Genomic DNA, 20548 nt, shown 5'->3' with positions numbered 1-20548 from the left:
ACGAACACGAGCACGTCTTTTTGATCTGGCGGAGAGGGGGGGATTCGAACCCCCGGTACCCTTATTAGGGGTACACACGATTTCCAGTCGTGCACCTTCAACCGCTCGGTCACCTCTCCGTTTTCATCAATCAATAACACAGATGATTACGGGAAGAAAGTTTGTGCCCGAAACGTGAATCAATCCCTTGGCAGCCGGCGCAATCGGCGCTAGAATTCTTTACGGGAGGTCCACGACTTATGATGCTGATCGTACACTGGCTCTTGAGCGCCCTCAGCCTGCTGCTCGTCGCCCACCTCGTGCCCGGTTTTCAGGTTCGGGGATTCGGCACGGCGCTGATCGCCGCCGTCGTCATCGGACTCGTCAACGCGACGTTGGGATTCGTTCTGAAAATCCTGACACTGCCGCTGACCATCGTCACCTTCGGCTCGTTCCTGCTAGTGATCAACGCGATCATGCTGAAGCTTGCGGCCGCCTTGGTTCCGGGCTTTGAGGTTTATGGGTTTCTCCCCGCTTTGCTTGGCGCGATTATCTTGAGCGTGATCAGCTTGGTCTTACGTTCTCTGGTTATTTAGCGCTTTCTGCGCGCCGTTCAACGGACAGAAAAGAATCTTTAGGTATTTTAGAGCCATCCCTTTCAGGAATCTTCCCCCCCGAAATTCGGGTAAGCTCCCGATTCTCTTTGCCGCGCCCATCCGCTAGCTTACTTCAAGGGTTCTTTATTTCAGTCGTCATGAAAATCGCGAACATTCCAGGCTACTCCTCATCGCTTTGGGGCATCGTGCTCGCAGCCGGCGACGGCAAGCGGCTGGAGCCGATGGTCCACAGTCTCAGGGGGGATGCTCTGCCGAAACAATTCGTCAACTTTACCGGCACGTGTTCGATGCTGGAGCACACGTTCGACCGTGCGGAAAAACTGGTTTCCAGAGAGCGGCTCCTGGTCGTCGTGAGCCGCGACCACCTGAAATATCCCGAGGTCAGAGAGCAGCTCGCCGAGCGGATGAAAAATACCGTAATCGTCCAGCCGGAGAACAAAGGCACCGTGCCCGGACTGCTTTTGCCCTTGCTGCACATCTACCGGCGCGACCCCTTGGCGACGGTGGCGGTATTTCCCGCCGATCATTTTATTTTGGAAGAGGACAGATTTGTCAATTACGTTTACTTAGCCTGCCGGACGGTGGAACGAGAGCCGTATCGTTTAGTCCTGTTGGGAGTCGAGCCCGAACGGCCGGAGGCGGAGTACGGATATATTTTACCCGGTGAAGAGCCGGACGCGCTCCGCGGATTTGGACCGCGGCGAGTTGCAGCCTTTATCGAGAAGCCCGCGCCTGAGGAGTCGCGCATGCTACTCGAGCGCGGCGCTTTGTGGAACATGATGGTGATGATCTTCAAGGCCTTTACCGTGTTCAATCTAACGGCGCGTCTGGCGCCGTCGCTTCACGCCGAATTCGAGCGCCTCGGGGAAGCGATCGGCACCCGAGAGGAGAGACGGAAGGTGGCGGAAGTGTATCGTCGGATAGAGCCGCTAAACTTTTCGACGGGACTCTTGGAACCCTTGCCGAAGACGGCGCCCAATTCTCTTCTGACCATCCCGCTTCAAGGCGTTCTGTGGAGCGATTTGGGATCGCCGCGGCGGCTGGCGAGCGTGCTGACGAGACCGGATACCCTCGGGCGGGCGCGCGGCGTATCGACGCCGCCTCCTTGGGCGCATCGGAAGGATATTTCCCGCCCAACGACAAGAACAAAAAGAGACCGAATCACCCTTCAGATGAGGTAGACGGCGTAGGAGCTTTCAACACTTTCACTATTAGTAAGGAGGGGTAACTATGAAATGGGAAATGATCTTCAAACTGAGCAAGGTCAACGGGGCGATGTACCTCGGAGACACTCTTCCGCCCCAGAACTGGAAATGGCCCAAGAATACGTGGCTCCAGGAACGGCTGCGCGATCTCCGCAATGCAGAGCAGCAGTTGGAGCAACGAAATGTGGGAAACGGCCTTAGAAGGCGATGGCCCGGCGTTCCGGTTTCGAAATTTAACGAATACAGGTTTTAAAGGATCTGCCCGGGGGACTGGGGCCAAGACGCGCTCTTTGAGCCGTCCGGCTCCAGCGGGCAGAATTGACTCACTCCAAGTTAAGCTGCACCGGTTAGAATATCCCGCCATAACAACGCCTACCAACCGCAAGCCCCGGGAGTTGGCCGTTACGGAAACTCCCGGGGCTTGTCTGCACTCTTAGCAGGGCGGTTTCAAAACTGGAGTACTGGAGTGATGGAGTAATGGATTAAGAATTTAGGGACTTCAGGCTTCCGTGTGGAGAAAGGCCCGGAAATCGCACCGCCGAGGCGCGGAGGGCACAGAAAAAATCGAAGAATAATAGCTTCTTGACCCATTCGACGTTGCTCAGGGTCAACCCTGAGACTCTCGATGGGTTGAACAGACTCTCTGCGAACTCCGGTGTCTCGGCGGTGAATTATTCTTCACAGGAAACCCTGAATAGCCAGAATTTAAAACCAACACTCCAATACTCCCACACTCCAGCACTTCAATTTTTGCATTGAAAATTTTTGGCGGAGAGGGAGGGATTTGAACCCCCGGTACCCTTCCGGGTACACTTGATTTCGAGTCAAGCGCCTTCAACCGGGCTCGGCCACCTCTCCGTGAGTGATTTCAAGCATTTATGGCAACGTCTGCGGGCGCCTCTTTTGTATGCGTTGTAGATAGCGTTGTGGAATTCTTCGCGATTTTTTCAACCGCTGCGTCCAAGTGACTCGGACTAAGATGCGCATACCGAAGAACCATGTCCAGTGTTTTCCAGCAGCCAAGCTTTTGCACGGTCGGAAGATCAACTCCCGCCATTACCAAACGGCTCGCGAAAGTATGTCGTAGGACGTGAACCGTCACGCCTTCTAATTTAGCACGGTCCACCGCATTGTTGAAAGCCGTTCTGATTGACGTGTAGTGTCCGCCGTCCGGCTTGCCGAATACGTAGTCATCGCACCCGCCGCGCTTCTTTTGGGAAAGCGCCGCGCGGATCGTCGAGTTGAGCTTCACGGTCCTTGTCTCTTTGTTCTTGGCGTAAGCCGCGTCAACCGTCACCGTCCCACGCTCCAGACTCAGGTCGCCCCACGTCAGTTTCAGCGCCTCGGACTTCAGTCTCAAGCCCGTATGGATTCCTGACAGCACCATGGTTCTAAGCGGCTCCGATAGCTCGGCCATGAGCGCCGTCTCTTCGTCATAATCGAGGAACCGGACGCGGCCTTGCTCTTCGAACTTATTCACGCCGTCAACGGGTTCGGCCCGTCAAACTTCTTGTGCTTAATGCTCCAGGTAAAGAGAGCTTGCAGCGCGGACAACTCACGGTTACATGCTACCAGGCAATCGTCAGCCATGCGCCGCTTTTTATGATTCTGGATATGGGGAACCTCGGCGATCTCCCCAAGCCACTTACCGGGCATCGATTTCTCAATCTGCGCAAGATTCCACTTGTATCCTTTCCAGGTGTTCTCCCGCTTGTTGGTTTTAACCCAATCGAGAAACTCTACGATTGCCTTCTCAAGCGGCATGTCCTTCTGAACGGACGGCTTATAACCCGCCGGCGTGAAACCTGCAACGACGCCTGCAAGATGTCACTACATCGCCTGAATAAGCGGTCAGAAATGCAATAGGCACATTTTGGCAAATTGTTTTCGCGAGAAAATTGGTAACGATGAAACCCGTCGACGCCTGTCTAGGTGACCCAAAACAGCAACAAATTCATAGGCTTGAAAGTCTTAAAAGAAAGAAGTGACTATGTACTTGACAACATATGTTTTCAAGGACATAATGAGACCATGTCTTGGGAAGTCATATTCGATGATACATTCGAACAGGAATTTGATGACCTATTGGAGTCAGTCCAAGACGAACTATTTGCGCAAACGAAGGTTCTGAAAGAATTTGGACCCACACTGGGTAGGCCACGTGTGGACACATTAAAAGGATCGCGACATCCGAACATGAAAGAGCTAAGATTTAATGTGGATAATGGTGTCTGGCGAGTGGCTTTTGCATTCGATCCCAAACGACAGGCTATCTTGCTTGTCTGCGGTGATAAAGCCGGAACTAGCGAGAGAAAATTTTACAAACAGTTGATCCGTAAAGCCGACACGCGATTTGACGCGCATCTGATGCAGTTTCAAGAGCAGAAGATAAAAGGAGAAATAAAATGGCTAAAACATTGGCAGAAAAAATGAAAACAATCGGCGAGGACCGCCGGAAAAAGATTGAGGCTCGTGCTGCCTTTCTAATTGCTGAAGAAACGACCCTACGAGACCTGCGAGAGGCTCTCGATTTGACACAACAGCAGGTAGCTTCATCTCTTCATATTAGCCAAGATGGCGTATCTCGCTTGGAGAGACGCACGGATTTCTTAATCTCGACACTTCGCAACTTTGTTAAAGCCATGGGCGGTCAACTCCATGTTGTCGCAAATTTCCCCAACCGCCCTCCGGTTGAATTGTCCGGTTTCGCTAACATGAAGATTGCTCACCGCAAGCGAAGAGAGGAAGACGCACGGGAATAACCGGCGTCAAAATAGCTTGCCGCACAAGGATCGAATAACGTTGGTATATATACCGACGTTATTCGATCCTTTCACTTTCTTCCCCTCGTTTGAACTGGCATGCATGGTAGGTATATATACCTACCATGCATGCCAGTGAAAGCTCATCGCGAACAGTTAAAAAAGCGAAATTAGATATCGTCGCGGCTTTCCACTTGACTGGCCGAAGAATTTTCACCTATTCGGATTTAGAGCGAATTTTAGCCCAAAACAGACAGCAATGGCGCCTACCTGCATCAATGTCAGTTCACGCCTTTTTGGAATTTTTAGTACACTCCAATATCATCGCGATCGACGAAATAAAATTCCCTTCAAGAACATACGTCAGATATACTCGGGGACAAGTCCCAATATATGCATTGCTTTTATCACTCCATCAACGCTCCTACTTTACCCATCGCACCGCGATGTATTTACACAAGATATGCGAACAGGGCGAGGACGCATTTACCTCAACGTTGAACAGCGACCAAAGTTCTCGGACGGCCTTGCTGATTTAGTGCAAGAGAATATCGATAAAGCGTTTACATACCGGCCACGAATCACGAGCAACATATCAAAGTATAAAAACTACAGCGTATACCTACTGAACGGCATGCATACAGGTCAACTTGGCGTGGAGGAAATGGATTTTCCACGAACACAGACTTGTCGGTTAACAAGTCTCGAAAGAACACTGATAGACATAGCTGTAAGGCCATTTTATTCGGGAGGCGTATCTGAGGTATTGCGCGGTTATGCTCTCGCTAGAAAAAGAGTTTCTGTAACCAAGCTCGTCCAACTGCTCAGACAACTCGACTACGTTTACCCCTACCACCAGGCTATCGGTCTTTACATGGAAAAGAGTGGCTACGACAGCGGTGCGTTAAAAGCACTAAAAAAAGAATTTCCGATCACATATGATTTTTACCTATGCCACGAAATGAGGAAAACGACCTACTCCAAAGATTGGCGGCTGCACTTTCCAGAAAAACTTTAGCCCAGTAGATTCTTGAACGTTAACCTTTACAATACCTCGCATGATAATTCCGACCAAAGCATAATAACTCTCTAAAGAGACTTGTTCCATCAAAGTTAGGCAACCTTCCCTTCAGCCTCCCATCAAAAATTCTCATTGACGAAACTTGCCTATAGGTGAGAGAATTTGGTGCCAAGCATGGTTATGCGTTTTTTTAACCTGTAGCCAAAAAAGGGCGAAACTTATGGATTCATCATGGTTCAGCGGATTCGCAAACTTGGTTTTGGTTCACTCCTTGGGCTTGGAGGGAAAGTGGCCTATGACCGCTTCTTCGCCAAACGTCCAAATCTGAGATATGCCATTAACGCTCCTGCCCGATTTGGAAGCGGAGAGAAAGCGCGAATTTATCAAAACATCGAAATTTCCAACAAGGGAAACGAAACCACGAGCGATGTGCGCATTAATTTTAATGCCCAAACCTTTCCCTTGGTAGAACATCAAGTTGTCTACGATGGAGCGTACAGCCTGGAGAAAAGCGACAATCACGCTACAGTCCTTGTTCCGAATCTACCTCCCGGAGACAAGGTAACCGTATCATTCGTCTTCCCGCAAATGCGGTTTCTAATGTAGGCAGATTTTTCGTATCCGCAAGATCAAAAGATTGTCTCGCTAAGGAATTAGCATCGACTGAATCCAACGAAACTATAACGCGGCGGGTAATAGGAATGATTACCTCAATTGGGGTACTGGCGGCAGTACTAACTTTTTCGGCCGCTATATTTAAATTACCACGAACACAGCTTCTCCCCTCTCAGAGGTTCAACACTCAATTAGCCGGGCTTCAGATGCTCGTACCAAAAACTGCAATCGCCGGAAAGCAATTTGAAATTGATATTCACATTGAGAACAGAGCGGATAACCCGTTAGTTGGCCTACTCTGGGCCAATCCGCCATCCTGGGGAATCGAAGATAATTCCAAATCACTCAGTGAGTCATTCAATGTTTCGGCAAAAGCGCGAGAGGTAATCAAATGGAATATCAATATTCCCAAGGGCGTGAAGCCCGGTAAGTATAAGTTCATAGCATACTTACAGGGTACCATTGCTGATGGTCCCGTTTTTAAGTACGTTGTGGAAACTATTAACGTGAAGTGACCTGTCGAAAGTGTTGTGAAAAGGGTTGTGGAATTCACGGTGGAACGCGGGGAAATGTGGGGAACTGCGGGGAAGTATCAGAGACTAAGAAATATTTGTTTATAAGGGTGTTTTTAGCATTTTAACGAAGTTGGCTCACCCGGCTGAAACTTGATTTCGAGTCAAGCGCCTTCAACCGGGCTCGGCCACCTCTCCGTAGAATAGCTGTCAGCGATCAGCGGTCAGCTTTCAGCGGCCCCGCTTCCCCACCGTCAAAAAAGCTCAACGCTGATAACTTCTTCTTCCTCAGATCGGCGAAGAATTCACTCAAGATCGCGCTGCACTCGTTCTCCATCACGCCGCGGGTCACGGGCAGCGTGTGATTCAGCCGGGAATCCTCGCAGAGCCGATAGAGAGACTCTACCGCACCGGCTTTGGGATCGAGACAGCCGAATACCAAGCGCGCGATGCGCGCCTGCAAGATCGCGCCGACGCACATGACGCACGGCTCGAGCGTGACGTAGAGCGAGCAGTCTTCAAGACGCCAGCTTTTCAGGTGCAATGACGCCGCTTGCAGCGCCAGCACTTCCGCGTGCGCCGTGGGATCTTGCAGCGTCTCACGGCGATTGTGATCGCGCGCTATCGCTTTCCCGGCGCATACTACGACCGCGCCGACCGGGATTTCTCCCGCGGCGGCCGCCTCACGCGCTTCGTTGAGAGCCAGATCCATATAGAAGCGATCTCGAACGGCGGCGAGTTGCGTGATCTCATCCATGGGATTTTCGACCATAACATAAAAGCAGCCCCGATGAAATTGACGGCCGTTTTAGGTAGTGGTTAATTTTGATTTCGATGACGCATCGTGTAGGGGCAGACCTGCGTGTCTGCCCTGTCGGACGGGCGACCACACAGGGTCGCCCCTACAAAATTCGCAAATTGAACCACTACCCCGTTTTGGAAAGGCCCGTCATCCTGAGGAAGCGAAGGATCTCTATCCGGGCCCGGCTTGACACGGATGCAAACCCTCTCTACTCTCCCGATTCATCGGGTGCACACGCTGATGGAATTCAAAAAACTGCTTCGCCCGCTGGCGATCGGGGCCATTCTCGCCGCGCTGGTTTTCACGGCTCACCAACGCGGCCTGCTGGACGTAGCCGAGCTGAAAAGTCTCGATTTGAGATTTCAGATTCGCGGCCCCGTCGCGCCAAAGCTTGCTATCGTCATCGTCGGCATCGACCAGGATTCCTTCGACGAGCTGAATCTTCCCTGGCCGTGGCCGCGCACGCTGCACGCCGAATTGATCCGAAAACTATCGCGCGGCAAACCCAAACTCCTCGTATTCGACGTGCTGTTCACCGAGCCCAAGCCGAACCCGCGCGAAGACCAGGCGCTGGCCGACGCGATCAAGGAAGCCGGCAACGTCGTCCTGGCCGCCGAACACACTCAGGTCGCCAGCGACTTCGGCCCCAGGAGCCGCCTGAGCCTGCCGATTCCGTTGATCCGGGAGCATGCGCTGGGCTACGGCGCGGTCAATCTCGTGACGGATCGCGACGGAATCATCCGCAGCGGCCTGCTTGTCCTGCCGTTTCAAGAAAAATATTTTCCCGGCCTCGCTTTTCAAGTCTATCGCTCCGCCGACAACCAACTTTCGCCGGACCAACGGATTTCGCCCCGGCCGTACCTGATCAACTTCCGCGGTCCGGCGCGCACCTATCCGATCGTGCCCTACTATCGCGTCCTCAGAGACGAGATCGATCCCGCGTTCTTTCGCGACAAAATCGTGCTCATCGGCGCGCTCGCGCCGAGCCTGCACGACGTCTTCCCGACGCCCTTCAGCGCCAGCCGGTACACCGCCGGCGTTGAAATCCAGGCCAATTTCATCGATACGCTCGCAGCCAACAATCCGATCATTCCGATTTCTCCGTGGCAACATAGCGTGATTTTCATTTTTCTCTCGACCGCGGCGATCTGGGCTTCGGTCCACTTCCATCCGCTCCGAGCTACGGGAACCGTCCTATCGCTGAACGCGCTGTACGGCTTCGCCGCTTTGTACGCGTTTTCCTTTCACCACCTTTGGATGCCGGTAGTCCCCATCGTGCTGGGAACGATTCTGAGCTACGGCGGGATCATTCTCGACCACTACGTCCGCGAGCAGAAGGAGCGGATGCGCACGCGCGCGATGTTGAACAAGTACGTCTCGTCCGACGTGGCCGAGGAGCTTCTCAAGCGCCGGGAGAGCCTGGGGCTGGAGGGCAAGCGGCGCCACATCACCGTGTTGTTCTCGGATATCCGCGGCTTCACCAGCATCTCCGAGCAGATCGGCCCGGAGCAAGTGGTCTCATTGCTGAGCGATTATCTCGGACGGGTGTCGCACATCGTCTTCAAGCACGGCGGCACGATCGACAAGTTCATCGGCGACGCGGTCTTCGCGATCTTCGGCGCGCCGAAATCCCACGGCGACGACGCCGCCCGGGCGATCCAAACCGGCATCGAGCTGATCGAGCTGGTGGAAGCGCTCGCGCCCAAGTGGACCGAAATCATCGGTCGGCCGCTCAAAGTCGGCGTGGGCATCAACTCGGGCGAGGCGGTCATCGGCAGCATCGGCTCGGAGATCCGCTCCGACTTCACCGCCATCGGCGACACGGTCAATCTCGGCGCGCGGCTCGAAGCGCTCACCAAGGAGCTGGGCGTACCGATGCTGGTGAGCGAGCACACCGCCGCGGAGCTGAAGGGCGCGATCCCGCTGCGTCCCCTGCGCCAGGTGAAAGTGCAGGGACGCGACGCGGCGATCCTGGTGTATTGTCCCGAGTCGCTCATGCACGGCGAGTCCGAGCACGCCGCGGACATGACGGGTCCCTATATCCAGCAGCACAAGTAAGAACGGTCAGTTTGGCAGACGGGGATGGTCGAGGATCAAGATGATCGCCTTCGCCGCCTCGTTGCGCACGGACCAATGATCGTCTCGGAGCGCGGCGAAAAGCGCCGGTACGGCGGCGCCGGCGCGAAGCTCTCCCAGCGCCTGCGCGATTTGAGCGCGCACCTCCCAATGCTCGTCGCGAAGCGCATCGGTCAACGGTTTCACGGCGGTGCTGTCTTTGAGCCAGCCCAACGTCAGGGCCGCAAGACCGCGAACCTCCCACCTTTTGTCCCCGAGCGCGTCGATCAACGCCGGGACGACCGACCGGTTGCCGAGCCAGGAGAGCGCCTTCGCCGATCCCCGGCGCACCCAATCCTGATCGCTCAGCAAGCCTTGCAGCAACGACTCCACGCCCTCTCTGTACCCGAGATCGGCCAGAGCAACGGCAGCGAACTCGCGCGACGGCCAATGCTCGTTGCCGAGGACTCCTTTGAGAATGGGCAAGCCGGTTTCGTCTTTCATCTTCAAGAGCGCCTGGGCCGCGTAGCAACGGAACGCCCAGTTCTCGTCCTTCAAGGCTTCTCTCAGCATCGGCGCAGCGGCGGGACTGCCGAGCCGCGCCAACCCCCGCACCGCGGCCCACCTAACGCTCCACTTCGAATCTTTTAGCGCCTGCGTCAGAACGGGTATTCCCGCGTCGTCTCCCAGCTCGGCCAATGCCTGCGCGGCCACCTGCCGCACATACGACGACGGATCGCTCAACGCCGTGGCGAGAAACTCCCGGCCGGAGGCGTCTCCTAATTGAATCAGTCCTTGAGCCGCCGAGGCGCGCACGTTCCAATTGGCATCTTTGAGCGCCGCTCGCAGGCGGGGCAACACGGAGGCCGCGCCCAGGCGCGTTAGCGTGACGATCGCCTCGGTTCGAATGTTGGGATCGTGGTCCTCAAGCGCCGCGCTCAATTCAGAGATGATCGATTGATTTCCCACCTTCAATAATGCTCTGGCGGCCTCCTTACGAATCTCCGAGTCGCTCTCCTTGAGGCCGTCGACGAGCGCGGTAAACCCCGCCGTATGGCCCAACTCCGCCAGCGCCAGCGCCGCGCTCTCGCGCGCAACCCAGCTCGATTCTTTGAGCGCCTTCACAAGAACGGGGATTCCCGATTTATCTCCCACTTCGGCCAGCGCCTGAGCCGCATGGCAGCGCACCCACTCATGCCGGTCTTCGAGCCCTTGGAGGAGGAAGCCGGCAGCGACCGCGCGGTAAGCTTCGCGCAGGAAATCCGGTAAACGCCCGCCGCCGAAATCGGTTGCCGCGCGTTCGAGCTCCGCCAGCGCCTTTTCCATTTGGCCGGTCTGCGCGTAGCCGCACGCCACGTAGGCGTGGACATCCGGCTTGGGATCCGAGCTCGCTTCATCGGCTATCTGGAGAAGAATCCTTTCGCGCGATGCCAGCGCATCGGCATAAAAACTCACGTGGAAATCGATCCAGGCTTTTTCACCCCAATCCTTTTCGATCGCTTTGGAGTAGACCAGCAAGGCCTTTCCCGGATTTCCGGCTTGTTCGTACGCCCGCGCGAGAACTATGAGGGCCTCGGGGTCGTCGGGACGCTCCCTGCAATGAATCTCAAGTTGGCCTATTCGCTGATCTGACATTTCGGACGGAAACCATTAGATCGCGCGCTCTATTCGCGCGCATAAGGGACGGGGATCAGCTGATCGGTTGCGCCACGGACATCCTCGCGCCAGAGCTGGAGAAGCTTTTTAGTGATCGGACCCGGCTTGCCGTCGCCGATCGGCCGGCCGTCCCACTGAACTACCGGCGCCACTTTGACCGAGCTACCGACCAGTATCATCTCCGCCGCGTCGCGGCCTTCGGCGACCGTGATGTCGCCGAGCCGGATATCGCTGAGCTCGCCTTGCTCGACGAGCCGCCGCGCCAATTGCAGCAGCCGCTGGACGGTGATGCCGGAGAGAATGGCCTCGAAGGGCGGATGGCGAAAGACCCGCTCGCGGGTGACGAAGGCGACGTTCATGTTCGAGCCCTCGGCCACCATGCCGCGGCCGTCGATGAAAATGCCGTTGTCGGCGCCGTGGTCTTTGGCTTCGAGCACCACGAGCACGTTGGGGAGATAATTCGTCGATTTGACCCGGGCAAAAAACGGCGGCTTGATCGGGACGGTGCTGGTCACGACCTTGAGCCCCGCGGCATAGATCGACTCGGGATAAAATTCCGCGCCAAAGATCACGACGTAAAAGCTGCTGCCGATGCACTCGGCGGGCGACAGGCCGAAGCCGCCGGGGCCGGCCGACAGCCAGTAGCGCACCGAGGCGTCGCGCCGGGCGCTCGCGGCCGCGGTGTCGATCACGATTTGACGCAACTTCGCTGGCGGGAACGGCAAGGGGATGCGCGCCATCTCCGCCGAGCGCGCCAGGCGCTCTATGTGCTGATCGAGCTGGTAGAGCATGCCGTTCGCCAGGATGGCCGTGTCGAAAACGGCGTGGCCGCGGTGGACCATGTGGTCGTCGAGGGGCAGGACCATGAGCGCCGGGTCGGTGACGATCCCGCCCAGCACGGTCGAATACATGGCGTAAAAGCCGCCCGATTTGGCGTGGGCCGCCCCGCGCAAGCGCGCCAGGGCCTCATCGACGCTAAAGCAGGCCGTCCGTTCGATCTCCGGCATAGCCAAACCTCCTTGGTTACAACCAGGTTACGGTTTCACAGGAGGAGGTGTCAAGAAATAAAGGGAGTATCTCGCGCAAAGGCGCAAAGGACGCCAAGAGTGCAAGTCGAATATCGACGAATCTTTCTTTGGGTGCTTGGCGTCTTGGCGCGATGATAAGGATCTAAAGCAAGGTTTTATATCGCCGCAGGTGATGTTTATAGGACCAAACCAGAAAACGAACTCTGAGCCGCAAAAGAAGGTGTCGTAGCTTTTCGCCGAGCATAATGATGATCTTCTCCTAAACGTTCGTCGAGCACGATTCGTGCCAGAGAATTTTTTTTTGAAACCCGTTGAATTTGCACGCATACACAAAACCCGGCGGTGACGGCAGGTACATTTTTGCCTAGTCGACGACCCCTTTGCGTAATTTTTGTCCGGAGTGAATTCCGTAGGATGGAATTATTCCACTACAGAGCCGCCGGCCGCTCGCTGGGCGCGCACCCATTCGCTCCGCTTGCGCTCCAAAAACTTGATCGCGGTTTCCTCGTCCCTGATGCCGAGATCTTTCAACGTCGGCTCGCCGACGCAGGCTGCCCACGCGTCGTCAAAGCCGGTGTTCGGGTCAAATCTCTTGAGGCCCCATTTTGCGGCGAACTCCTGTTCCGACTCCATCCCGTCTTTTCCATCCATGATCGCTCGTAGCTCCGGCAAAAGAGTTTCCAGGCAGGTCTGACTGCGGGCTACGACGGACCGCGCGAGCTGATACTCGGCAAACTTGTTCTGGGACTCTTCCCTCTGAGCCGGGGTTATTGCGGCGGAGCAGGAGCTCACGAAGATAATGATCAAAGTTATCCGGCCGCAGCGAATCTCCCTCACGGCCCGAATTATTCCCGCGTTTGTCCGCAGGGTCAAGCCGCGGGGCATGCGCAGTTATCCTCGCTCGACCGTCTAGGGTCGACCTCCAGGTCGAACGCTGCTTGCGGCTTGGCCGCGTCAACCAACGGCATCGTAAACGTAAACGTCGTTCCTTTGCCTACGCTGCTAACCATGGAAAGTTTTCCCCCGTGCGCTTCAACGATCATCTTGCAGATGGCAAGCCGCAGGCCCGGTCCTCAGTGCTTGGATGTTTTTCCGCTCGGGCTCTGCTTGTGCTTTTCGAAAAACGTCCTGACCTCTTCAGGCGCGATGCCAACCCCCGTGTCTCTCACCCAGAACTTCATTTCCGAACCGGTCGAGGCGGCGGCGCCGATCTCGACATCGCCGCCCGGCGGCGTAGACTCGAGCGCATTGTTAAGCAGATTGTTGAGCACTCGATCCAGCCGGCGCGGGTCCGCTTGGATCGCCGATACCGAAGCGCCGATGTGCGCCGCTATGCTGATTTTTCTTTCCTCCGCAATAAAACGATGGCTCTCAAAGGCGGCGCGTATAAATTTCTCCACATCGACTTCCTCAGGTCTCAGTTCAATGCGGCCGGCCTGAAGTTCGACGGAAGTCTCCGGCAGGGCGACGCCACCTTCTTCCATTCGTCTGATCCGATTTTTCATAAGTCTCCTCCTTAGCCTTTTCCCAAACGAATTTGCCTGCCGCGCGATCCCATCAAGCGTCGGCGCATGATTCCTCGATTTTTTCGCCCACGCTTCGGTTTTTGCCTTGATCCAATGGCATCGTAAAAGTGAACTTGGTCCCTTCTCCCTCTTCGCTTTCCCCCCAAATTTTCCCGCCGTGCGCCTCGACGATCATTTTGCAGATGACCAGACCCAAGCCCGTTCCTTTGTGGTTGGAAATCTTTCCACTGGCGCTCTGCCGGTACTTCTCGAAAACCCGCCCGAGCTCTTCAGAGGCGATGCCCACGCCGGTATCTTTGACCCAAATCTTCGCTTCCGCGCCGTCCGCCGACGCGCCCAGCTCGATCTCGCCGCCTTCCGGCGTGAACTTGAGCGCGTTGCTGAGGAGATTGTTCAGCACCTGTTCGAGCCGCCGGGCGTCCGCCTGGATAGCGGGCAGGGAAACGTCCGTCCCGGAAGTCAAGGAGATCCGCTTGTCGGTGGCTAAGGGAGCGAAGTTTTCGATCGTATTACGCAGCAGCACGTTCAGATCGACCTGCCCCCGAGAAAGGTCAATACGCCCGGCTTCCAGTTTTGAGACGTCCAGATAATCGTTCACCAGAGCGACGAGATTGTCCGTGTTGCTTTTGATCTTGCCGATCCACTTTCTCTGCTCGTCGGTCAGGCTCCCCATGTATCCGTCCTCCATCATCGTGGCGACTCCGACCACGTTCGACATCGGCGCGCGAAGATCGTGTACGATCATCGCCATGAAATCGGCCTGCGTTTTGTTGGCAGTCTCCAGCTCGGCGGCTTGGCGGGCCAAGACAGCGTTCGATTCCTCGAGCTCTTCATGTCGCTTCTTCAACTCCTGCGCCATTTGGGAGATGCTTCTGCCCAGATCGCCAATCTCATCCTTGGATTGGGTTGGAATCTCGACATCGAACTCGCCGCGGGAAATTTCCGCGCTCGCCGACCGGAGCCTTGAAACGGGCCCGCTGATCGCGCGGCTAAGAACGAATCCCGCTAAGAGCGCCAGGACCACCGACAAAAGCGCAAGAAAGATCACCGCCTCGCGGCTCCGTTGGATGACGTGGAGGGCCTCCGCCTGCGCGTGATCCACCTCGGTTTTCTCGTACCGGACCAGCTCCTCAACGCCTGCGCGCAGCCGGTTAACCGCGTCCTCGTATCGGCCGTAAAACGGCTCGCTCAGCTTCCCCGCGAATTCATACTCCCGGAACATCGCGTCGGCATTTTCCAACAAGGCATGATAGTCCGCCATGATTTTTCGGTAGATCAATGTGTCCGTGTCTTCCTCATCGTGTCCCAGCGCTGCTGATGTCTCAAATTCACCCATCCGGGCCGGAAATTTACGGGCCCACGCGAGAAAATGCTCTTTCTCTTTCGTATCGCCGGAAGCAAGATAGGCAAAACTTTCCTCGATGGCGCCTAGAGTCTCCGACGCGATGGTCTGAATATAGTAAAGGTTCGGCGTATGAAAATTTCCCAGCTCCTGGATTTCCGCTTGGATGAAAAGAGTGACGCCGACGCTGACCACCGCGAGGGGCAGGGAAACAGAGGCCAGAGCCAACGTCAATTTATGAATCAACCTCATAGCATCACTGCTCCGTGCGGAGACTCGCCGTCTCCCCTTCCGCGCCTCCCGATCTCGCTTGGCGCTTCTCGCCCGTAGCGGGACGCGCCGAATTACAACCCGCGGGTATCCTCACTATGAACTTCGAGCCCTTGCCGACCTCGCTCTCGACCGTGATCTCGCCGCCGAGAAGCTCGGTGAATTGTTTCGCGATGTAAAGCCCCAGCCCCACGCCGCCGTAGCTCCGTGTCTCGGAGCTGTCCACCTGTCTGAACTTTTCGAAAATCATCGACTGCATGTCTTGGGGAATCCCTATGCCGGTGTCGGCAACGACGAACTCCACCATCTCTCCCGCGCGCCGCGTAGAGACCGCGATGGTTCCCTTTTCGGTGAACTTGCAGGCGTTGCTGATTATATTTTGCAGGATTTGCCGAACCTTCGCGCCATCGGTAAGGACGGGCAGGATCTCCGGCGGATAGTCCCAGCGAATCGCTACGTCCTTGTCGCCGAGACGCTTGCCGTAAAGGCTTGCGAGATCGCGCACCAATTTTGCGGCGTCGATCTCATGGCGCTCGATCACGGCGCTACGCGCCTCGAGCTGCGTGGTCTGCATGATGTCGTTGATGATGTTCAGTTGGTCGCCGGCGCGCGATAGCATTTTTTCGACCGCTTCGGTCTGCTGCTTGTTCAACTCGCCGAGCATGCCTTCCTTGAGCATGCCGGCATACCCCATGACGACGCTGAGCGGGGTCCTCAGCTCGTGCGACATGACGCTCAAAAATTCGCCTTTTACCCGGTTGGCCGTCTCCAGCTCCACGGTCTTCTTGTGCAGCTCCTCGGCCCTTTTCTTGATCTCTTCGTAGAGCGACGCGTTCTCGACGGCGACCGCGACTCGCCCGACCATGGCCGTCAACAACTGAAACTCAGCGTCGTTCAGCCGGCGCGGGGCAACTCCCATACAAACCATGGTGCCCAGGATCTGGCGGCTGCCTTTGATCGGCAGGGCGGCGTAAAATTTGAAGCCGCCTTTTCTCGAAGTTTGGGTGCTGCTGGTCTTCCGATAGACGGGATCCGTGCTGACATCCTCGAAGATGAGCGGCTCGCCGCTTTCGGCTACTCTCCCGACATTGCCCTGGCCTCTGGCGAAGGACTTCACTCCGCTAAACACCTCGGGATTCTTTTCATACTGTCCCTTCACGCTGAGCTCGTCCATTTTCTCGTTGTAGAAATAAAACCGGGTGGCGTCGAAATCGAAGATTTCGGTGATCTTGTCGATCACGCTCTGGGTCACCGTATCGAGATCCAGCGACTGCCCGGCCTGCACGGTGACGGAATGAAGAGCTTCCAACTGCTTGTGCGTGAGCTGCAACTGAGCTTCGCGTTTGATCAGGTCGCGGTAGAGCAGCGAGTGCTCGATGGCGACGGCGGCCTGGCCCGCCAGCGTCTCTACGAACTCGATCTCCTCCGCGGTGAACTCATGCTCCTCGTTGGTATAGAAGGATATGACGCCCAGGACATTATCCTTGGCGATCAAAGGAACGCCCAGGTAGGAAACGAGTCGATGCTTGCGAAAAAACTCGGGGCCGTACACGCGAGGGTCGGTGCGGCAGTCTTTTATCGTTAAGGTCGCCTTGCTTTCGAAAGTTGCGCTCGCTGGGCCCCATCCGGCTCCCGGCGCCTCAATTTTCCACTGCCCTTCGTCGAATTTTTGGCAGACCACCGGCTCAAGCGCCTGGGTCTCCCGATTCCACATTCGGATCGTGGCGGACGCGTAAGGGATAAAGAGGTCGATTTTTTCCAAAAGAACCTTGAGAACCGTCTCATGATTGGCGCTCGATAAAATCGCCGAGTCGATCTCGTGCAACGCCCGCACCCGCGCCAGGTTCCGTTGGGTCTCGGCGTAGAGGCGGGCGTTTTCGACCGCCACGCCGATGACGTTCGCAAGGGCCTGAAGCAAGCGAACTTCTCGGCTCAAGAAGGGCTGCGGTTGAGAGCTGCCGACGTTTAGAATCCCGATGGTTTTTCCCCCTGCCTTCAAAGGAATTCTGGCGGAGACGGCGTTTCTTGCGGCGCCGCTGTCCGTTTTCCGCCTGGCGCGGTCGGGATCGTTCAGGATGAGCGGCTCGCCGGTGGCGAAGACGCGCGCGCTCTTTCCGTCAAACCGGCCCTTCATAATCAGCTCCGCGTGCGCCGCGGTAAGCCCCCGGTGAGCGATCAGCTCCATGTTGCCCGTCGCGGCGTTCTGCAGCCTGATGTACGCCCTTTCCCGGCCGGTGATCTCGACGACCTTGTCGAGGGCGATGCCGATGACTTCCTTTATGTCAAGAGATTGATTTGTCGCCATGGCGACGCTGCTGAGCGCCTCCTGTTCTCCGGCCCGGCGCTCCGATTCTTCGTAGAGCTTGGCGTTCTTGATGGCTATGGCCGCGTGACTCGCTATGGTCTGCAGGAATTCAATCTCCTGGGCGGAAAAATCGTGCTCTTGCTTGGTATAGAATCCGATGACGCCGATCTTCTCCCCTTTGGCGATCAACGGCAGTCCGAGGTACGAAACCACGCCTTCGCGCGTGAAAAACTCTTGATCCCTTGCGCGCGGATCGCTGCAAACGTCGATCAGCTTTAACGGACGCCCGGTCTCGAACACATCCTTGGCAAGCCCCGCCGGGGCCGTGCGCATCGCCGTCTGCCATCTCTCCCAGTCGATATTGCGCGATGCCAGCGGTTCGAGCATTCGTGTCTCCGGATTGTAGAGGCGCACGGTCGCCGCGCCATAATCGAAGAGCACGTCGATCTTTTCCAACAGGACGTTAAGGACGCTGTTCAAATCGAGGCTTGAGCTGACGGCCGCTTCGAGCTCGTGGAGCGCGTGGATGCGCTGGAAACTCTGTCTCGTCTCTTCATACAGCTTGGCATTTCCGATCGTTACGCCGATGACATTCGAGATCGCTTGCAGCAGCCTGACTTCGCCGCCCGAGAAAGGCATGAGGCGCGAGGTCGCGACGTTGAGAATTCCCACCGTCTCGCCCTGAACCTTGAGAGGAAACCAGGCGACGGAAACTCTCCCTTGGCCGCGCGTCACGTCGCTGAGCAGATTGCCCTGGCTGTCGTTGATCACGACCGGCTCTCCCCCGGCCAAGACTTTTTCGCCCTTTCCTCCGATCCGAGAACGGTTCAATTTATTCACAGCCTCTTCCGAGAGACCTTCGTGGGCGGCTACCCTCAGACGGTTGGTGACGGGGTCGATAAGCCTGATATACGCCACCTCGCGTCCAGTGATCTCTTTCACCTTCTCCAAAGAGACTCTGAGCACTCTGTCGAGATCCAACGATTGATTCGTGGCCGTGGCGATGGCGCCGAGCGCCGCCTGCTCCTTCGCCCGCTGCTCGGCTTCGCCGAATAATCTGGCGTTCTCCAGAGCCGCTGCGCCCTGAGCCGCGAGCGAAGTCAGCAGGGCGATCGTCTCTTCGCTATAGGCCCGGGGACGGGAGGCATAAATGATGATCGCGCCGTGCGATTCGCCGCGAACCAGGAGCGGCACGGCGACCAGCGAGCCGATTCCACGCGCGGATGCCATTTCCTTCCACGGCGCGAACAGCGGATCGTTTTGAACATCCTCGCAAATGACCGCGGCGCCGCCTCGTATCGCTCGGCCAGCGGCCCCTGACCATAGGGGGAATCGGGATCATCCGAAAGCTTTAAAACTTCCCGATAGCCGCGATCGTCGCCCGCAACGGCGGAAAATTGATAATACGGCCTTGCCGGCGTGACGAGGTACGAGAACAGAGCGCCGGTCAGCCGTCGCGCTTCCTTTGCGACCAGCTCCAGAACTCCCTGGGAATCGTGGGTGGCCGTCAGGGCAATGCCGATCTCGCGCAGCGCCTCGGCGTGCAGCTTGCGCCGGTCGGCCGCCTCTAAATGTCGAATGTTCTGCACGGCAATACCAATCTGGTTTGCGATAGTGGCCAGAGCGCGGACCTGCTCTGCGGGAAATTTTCTCTCCGTGCGGGTTCCCAGCAATATCGTCCCCAGCATCTCCCCGTCGGTTTCGATCGGCACAATGAGGGCGGACCTAGCGCCTTCGGCTTTAAGCGATCGCAGCCCCGGAGCCGCGATGACATCCTCCACAACGAACGGCGCGTGTCCCATGAACGCTGAACTTTGGATCCGACCTTCCGCAGGATCACCGGTTTGTACGCTGTGTGCTCTAATGCCGCTCTGGTATCGATGCCCATAGCTCACGATCGGCTCGAGTTTACAGCTCTGCCGGTCCAGCAAGCGGATCACGCCCAGGTCGAACGGGCCCAATTCTATTACCCTGCTAAGGATCTGTTCGAGGATTTCTTTCGGTTCGCCGGACTGCAACAGGGCCTGGTTGACCTCATGCAGGGCTTGCAGCTCTTGAAGGCGCGCCTTTAGCTGCGCCTCCGTCTCCTTTTGCTTCGTGACATCCACCATAGAGCCGATTATGCGGATAGGCTTCGCGCCCTCGTAGATAATGTAGCCGCGGTCATAAACGTGCGCGTAAGAACCGTCGCGACGCCGATAGCGGTAAGTATCGGACCAGACTTTTTCGCCGGCATCGATCACGGCATGAATGCCGGAGACGATTCTCTCGCCGTCCTCGGGATGGACACGTTCAATCCACCAAGCAATATCGCCGCCCACTTCCCCTGCTTGATAGCCGAAGAGGGTTTGGACGGCTTCGTTCCACCACACCGCATCGGTCGCTAGATCCCAGTCCCAAACCGCGTCGTTGGTCGCCCGGGCGACAATCCGCAGGCGCTCTTCGCTCTCTTGAAGGGCCGACGCCGCGCGACTCGGGCGCTCCGGCTTCAGACTTCCGGCGGCCTCGGAGATAGGAAATTTCACAGCTTCCCTCCTCGATCGTATCCGGGACTCATCGCAATGACCTCGGCATGCCCGCCGTCTTGAATTGAAAAAAGCTGCCAAACAATAAAGTGCGCGGCCAAATAAGTTGTTTTCACCGGCGACGGTTAAATTTCCGCTTCGTCCTTCACGCGGCCGAGCGGCGGCCGGTTCTCTTCCGTCCATTGCGCCACGAGCGCAATGGCCTTGTTGAACTCGGTCGATTTATCGAAAAAATAGTGTGCGCCGAGCGTCAGGCAACGGTCCTGATACATCGGGTACGGATAGTTCGTCAGCATGATGACCTTGGGTTCCAGCATTCTCCCTCGAA

The 20548-nt window shown here is 56.6% G+C and carries 17 protein-coding genes, 2 tRNA genes and 2 pseudogenes; 8 read left to right on the top strand and 13 right to left on the bottom strand.

Annotation, left to right across the window (positions count from 1 at the left end):
• Nucleotides 1–26 precede the first annotated feature (26 nt).
• A tRNA-Ser gene (locus VGL70_09650) sits at nucleotides 27–119 on the bottom strand.
• 120 nt (nucleotides 120–239) lie between these two features.
• Between VGL70_09650 and VGL70_09645 the strand changes: the two genes are divergently transcribed.
• From VGL70_09645 to VGL70_09635, 3 genes are all read left to right on the top strand, one after another.
• Nucleotides 240–575 (top strand): phage holin family protein, encoded by a 336-nt coding sequence (locus tag VGL70_09645; protein ID HEY3303780.1) that lies wholly within the window; start codon nucleotides 240–242, stop codon nucleotides 573–575.
• Nucleotides 576–733: 158 nt separating this feature from the next.
• Nucleotides 734–1777: a sugar phosphate nucleotidyltransferase gene (locus tag VGL70_09640; GenBank protein HEY3303779.1), complete on the top strand. Its 1044-nt coding sequence runs from the start codon at nucleotides 734–736 to the stop codon at nucleotides 1775–1777.
• Nucleotides 1778–1826: 49 nt separating this feature from the next.
• Nucleotides 1827–2054, top strand: a complete 228-nt coding sequence (locus tag VGL70_09635; protein ID HEY3303778.1) for a hypothetical protein — start codon at nucleotides 1827–1829, stop codon at nucleotides 2052–2054.
• A 513-nt stretch (nucleotides 2055–2567) separates the two neighbouring features.
• On the opposite strand, the gene VGL70_09630 is transcribed toward VGL70_09635, so the two are convergent.
• The 3 genes from VGL70_09630 to VGL70_09620 form a co-directional block, all read right to left on the bottom strand.
• Nucleotides 2568–2659: transfer RNA gene (locus VGL70_09630), tRNA-Ser, on the bottom strand.
• 10 nt (nucleotides 2660–2669) lie between these two features.
• Nucleotides 2670–3281, bottom strand: coding sequence for a site-specific integrase (locus VGL70_09625; protein HEY3303777.1), 612 nt, complete (start codon nucleotides 3279–3281; stop codon nucleotides 2670–2672).
• Nucleotides 3278–3565 carry a hypothetical protein gene (locus VGL70_09620; protein ID HEY3303776.1) on the bottom strand — a complete coding sequence of 96 codons (288 nt, stop codon included), beginning with the start codon at nucleotides 3563–3565 and terminating at the stop codon, nucleotides 3278–3280. Before VGL70_09620 ends, VGL70_09625 begins: the two co-directional genes overlap by 4 nt.
• Before the next feature lie 267 nt (nucleotides 3566–3832).
• On the opposite strand from VGL70_09620, the gene VGL70_09615 reads away from it, so the two are divergent.
• The 4 genes from VGL70_09615 (at nucleotide 3833) to VGL70_09600 (ending at nucleotide 6714) form a co-directional block, all read left to right on the top strand.
• On the top strand, nucleotides 3833–4234 hold the full coding sequence (locus VGL70_09615) for a type II toxin-antitoxin system RelE/ParE family toxin (protein HEY3303775.1): 402 nt from the start codon (nucleotides 3833–3835) through the stop codon (nucleotides 4232–4234).
• A complete protein-coding gene (locus VGL70_09610; protein HEY3303774.1) occupies nucleotides 4207–4563 on the top strand; it encodes an XRE family transcriptional regulator in 357 nt (118 codons plus the stop codon). Before VGL70_09615 ends, VGL70_09610 begins: the two co-directional genes overlap by 28 nt.
• 1252 nt (nucleotides 4564–5815) lie before the next feature.
• Nucleotides 5816–6190 (top strand): hypothetical protein, encoded by a 375-nt coding sequence (locus VGL70_09605; protein HEY3303773.1) that lies wholly within the window; start codon nucleotides 5816–5818, stop codon nucleotides 6188–6190.
• Between the two features lie 95 nt (nucleotides 6191–6285).
• The gene (locus tag VGL70_09600; GenBank protein HEY3303772.1) at nucleotides 6286–6714 is read left to right on the top strand and encodes a hypothetical protein; all 429 of its coding nucleotides are present in this window, start codon (nucleotides 6286–6288) and stop codon (nucleotides 6712–6714) included.
• 214 nt (nucleotides 6715–6928) lie between these two features.
• Here VGL70_09600 and tadA read toward each other — a convergent pair whose 3' ends face one another.
• Nucleotides 6929–7468 (bottom strand): tRNA adenosine(34) deaminase TadA, encoded by a 540-nt coding sequence (gene tadA, locus VGL70_09595; GenBank protein HEY3303771.1) that lies wholly within the window; start codon nucleotides 7466–7468, stop codon nucleotides 6929–6931.
• A 285-nt stretch (nucleotides 7469–7753) separates the two neighbouring features.
• On the opposite strand from tadA, the gene VGL70_09590 reads away from it, so the two are divergent.
• Complete coding sequence (locus tag VGL70_09590) at nucleotides 7754–9571, top strand: adenylate/guanylate cyclase domain-containing protein (GenBank protein HEY3303770.1); 1818 nt, start codon at nucleotides 7754–7756, stop codon at nucleotides 9569–9571.
• Nucleotides 9572–9577: 6 nt separating this feature from the next.
• Here VGL70_09590 and VGL70_09585 read toward each other — a convergent pair whose 3' ends face one another.
• From VGL70_09585 to VGL70_09550, 8 genes and pseudogenes are all read right to left on the bottom strand, one after another.
• On the bottom strand, nucleotides 9578–11203 hold the full coding sequence (locus VGL70_09585) for a HEAT repeat domain-containing protein (protein ID HEY3303769.1): 1626 nt from the start codon (nucleotides 11201–11203) through the stop codon (nucleotides 9578–9580).
• A gap of 29 nt (nucleotides 11204–11232) precedes the next feature.
• Nucleotides 11233–12231 (bottom strand): aminotransferase class IV, encoded by a 999-nt coding sequence (locus VGL70_09580; protein HEY3303768.1) that lies wholly within the window; start codon nucleotides 12229–12231, stop codon nucleotides 11233–11235.
• Between the two features lie 441 nt (nucleotides 12232–12672).
• Nucleotides 12673–13137 (bottom strand): hypothetical protein, encoded by a 465-nt coding sequence (locus VGL70_09575; protein ID HEY3303767.1) that lies wholly within the window; start codon nucleotides 13135–13137, stop codon nucleotides 12673–12675.
• Nucleotides 13122–13736, bottom strand: a pseudogene (locus tag VGL70_09570) (HAMP domain-containing sensor histidine kinase). Before VGL70_09570 ends, VGL70_09575 begins: the two are co-directional and overlap by 16 nt.
• A gap of 73 nt (nucleotides 13737–13809) precedes the next feature.
• Nucleotides 13810–15372, bottom strand: a complete 1563-nt coding sequence (locus VGL70_09565) for a HAMP domain-containing sensor histidine kinase (protein HEY3303766.1) — start codon at nucleotides 15370–15372, stop codon at nucleotides 13810–13812.
• A 4-nt stretch (nucleotides 15373–15376) separates the two neighbouring features.
• A complete protein-coding gene (locus VGL70_09560; GenBank protein ID HEY3303765.1) occupies nucleotides 15377–18973 on the bottom strand; it encodes a GAF domain-containing protein in 3597 nt (1198 codons plus the stop codon).
• A 314-nt stretch (nucleotides 18974–19287) separates the two neighbouring features.
• Nucleotides 19288–20403, bottom strand: a pseudogene (locus tag VGL70_09555) (PAS domain-containing protein).
• Nucleotides 20346–20548: hypothetical protein (locus VGL70_09550; GenBank protein HEY3303764.1), on the bottom strand; the 203-nt coding region annotated here is incomplete at its 5' end. The gene VGL70_09550 and the pseudogene VGL70_09555, both read right to left, overlap by 58 nt.

It is taken from the genome of Candidatus Binatia bacterium, from assembly GCA_036504975.1.
Taxonomy (GTDB): Bacteria; Desulfobacterota; Binatia; order UBA9968; family UBA9968; genus JAJPJQ01.
The sequence above is the reverse complement of the archived record's forward strand: the minus strand, read 5'-3'. Positions and strand labels throughout refer to the sequence as shown.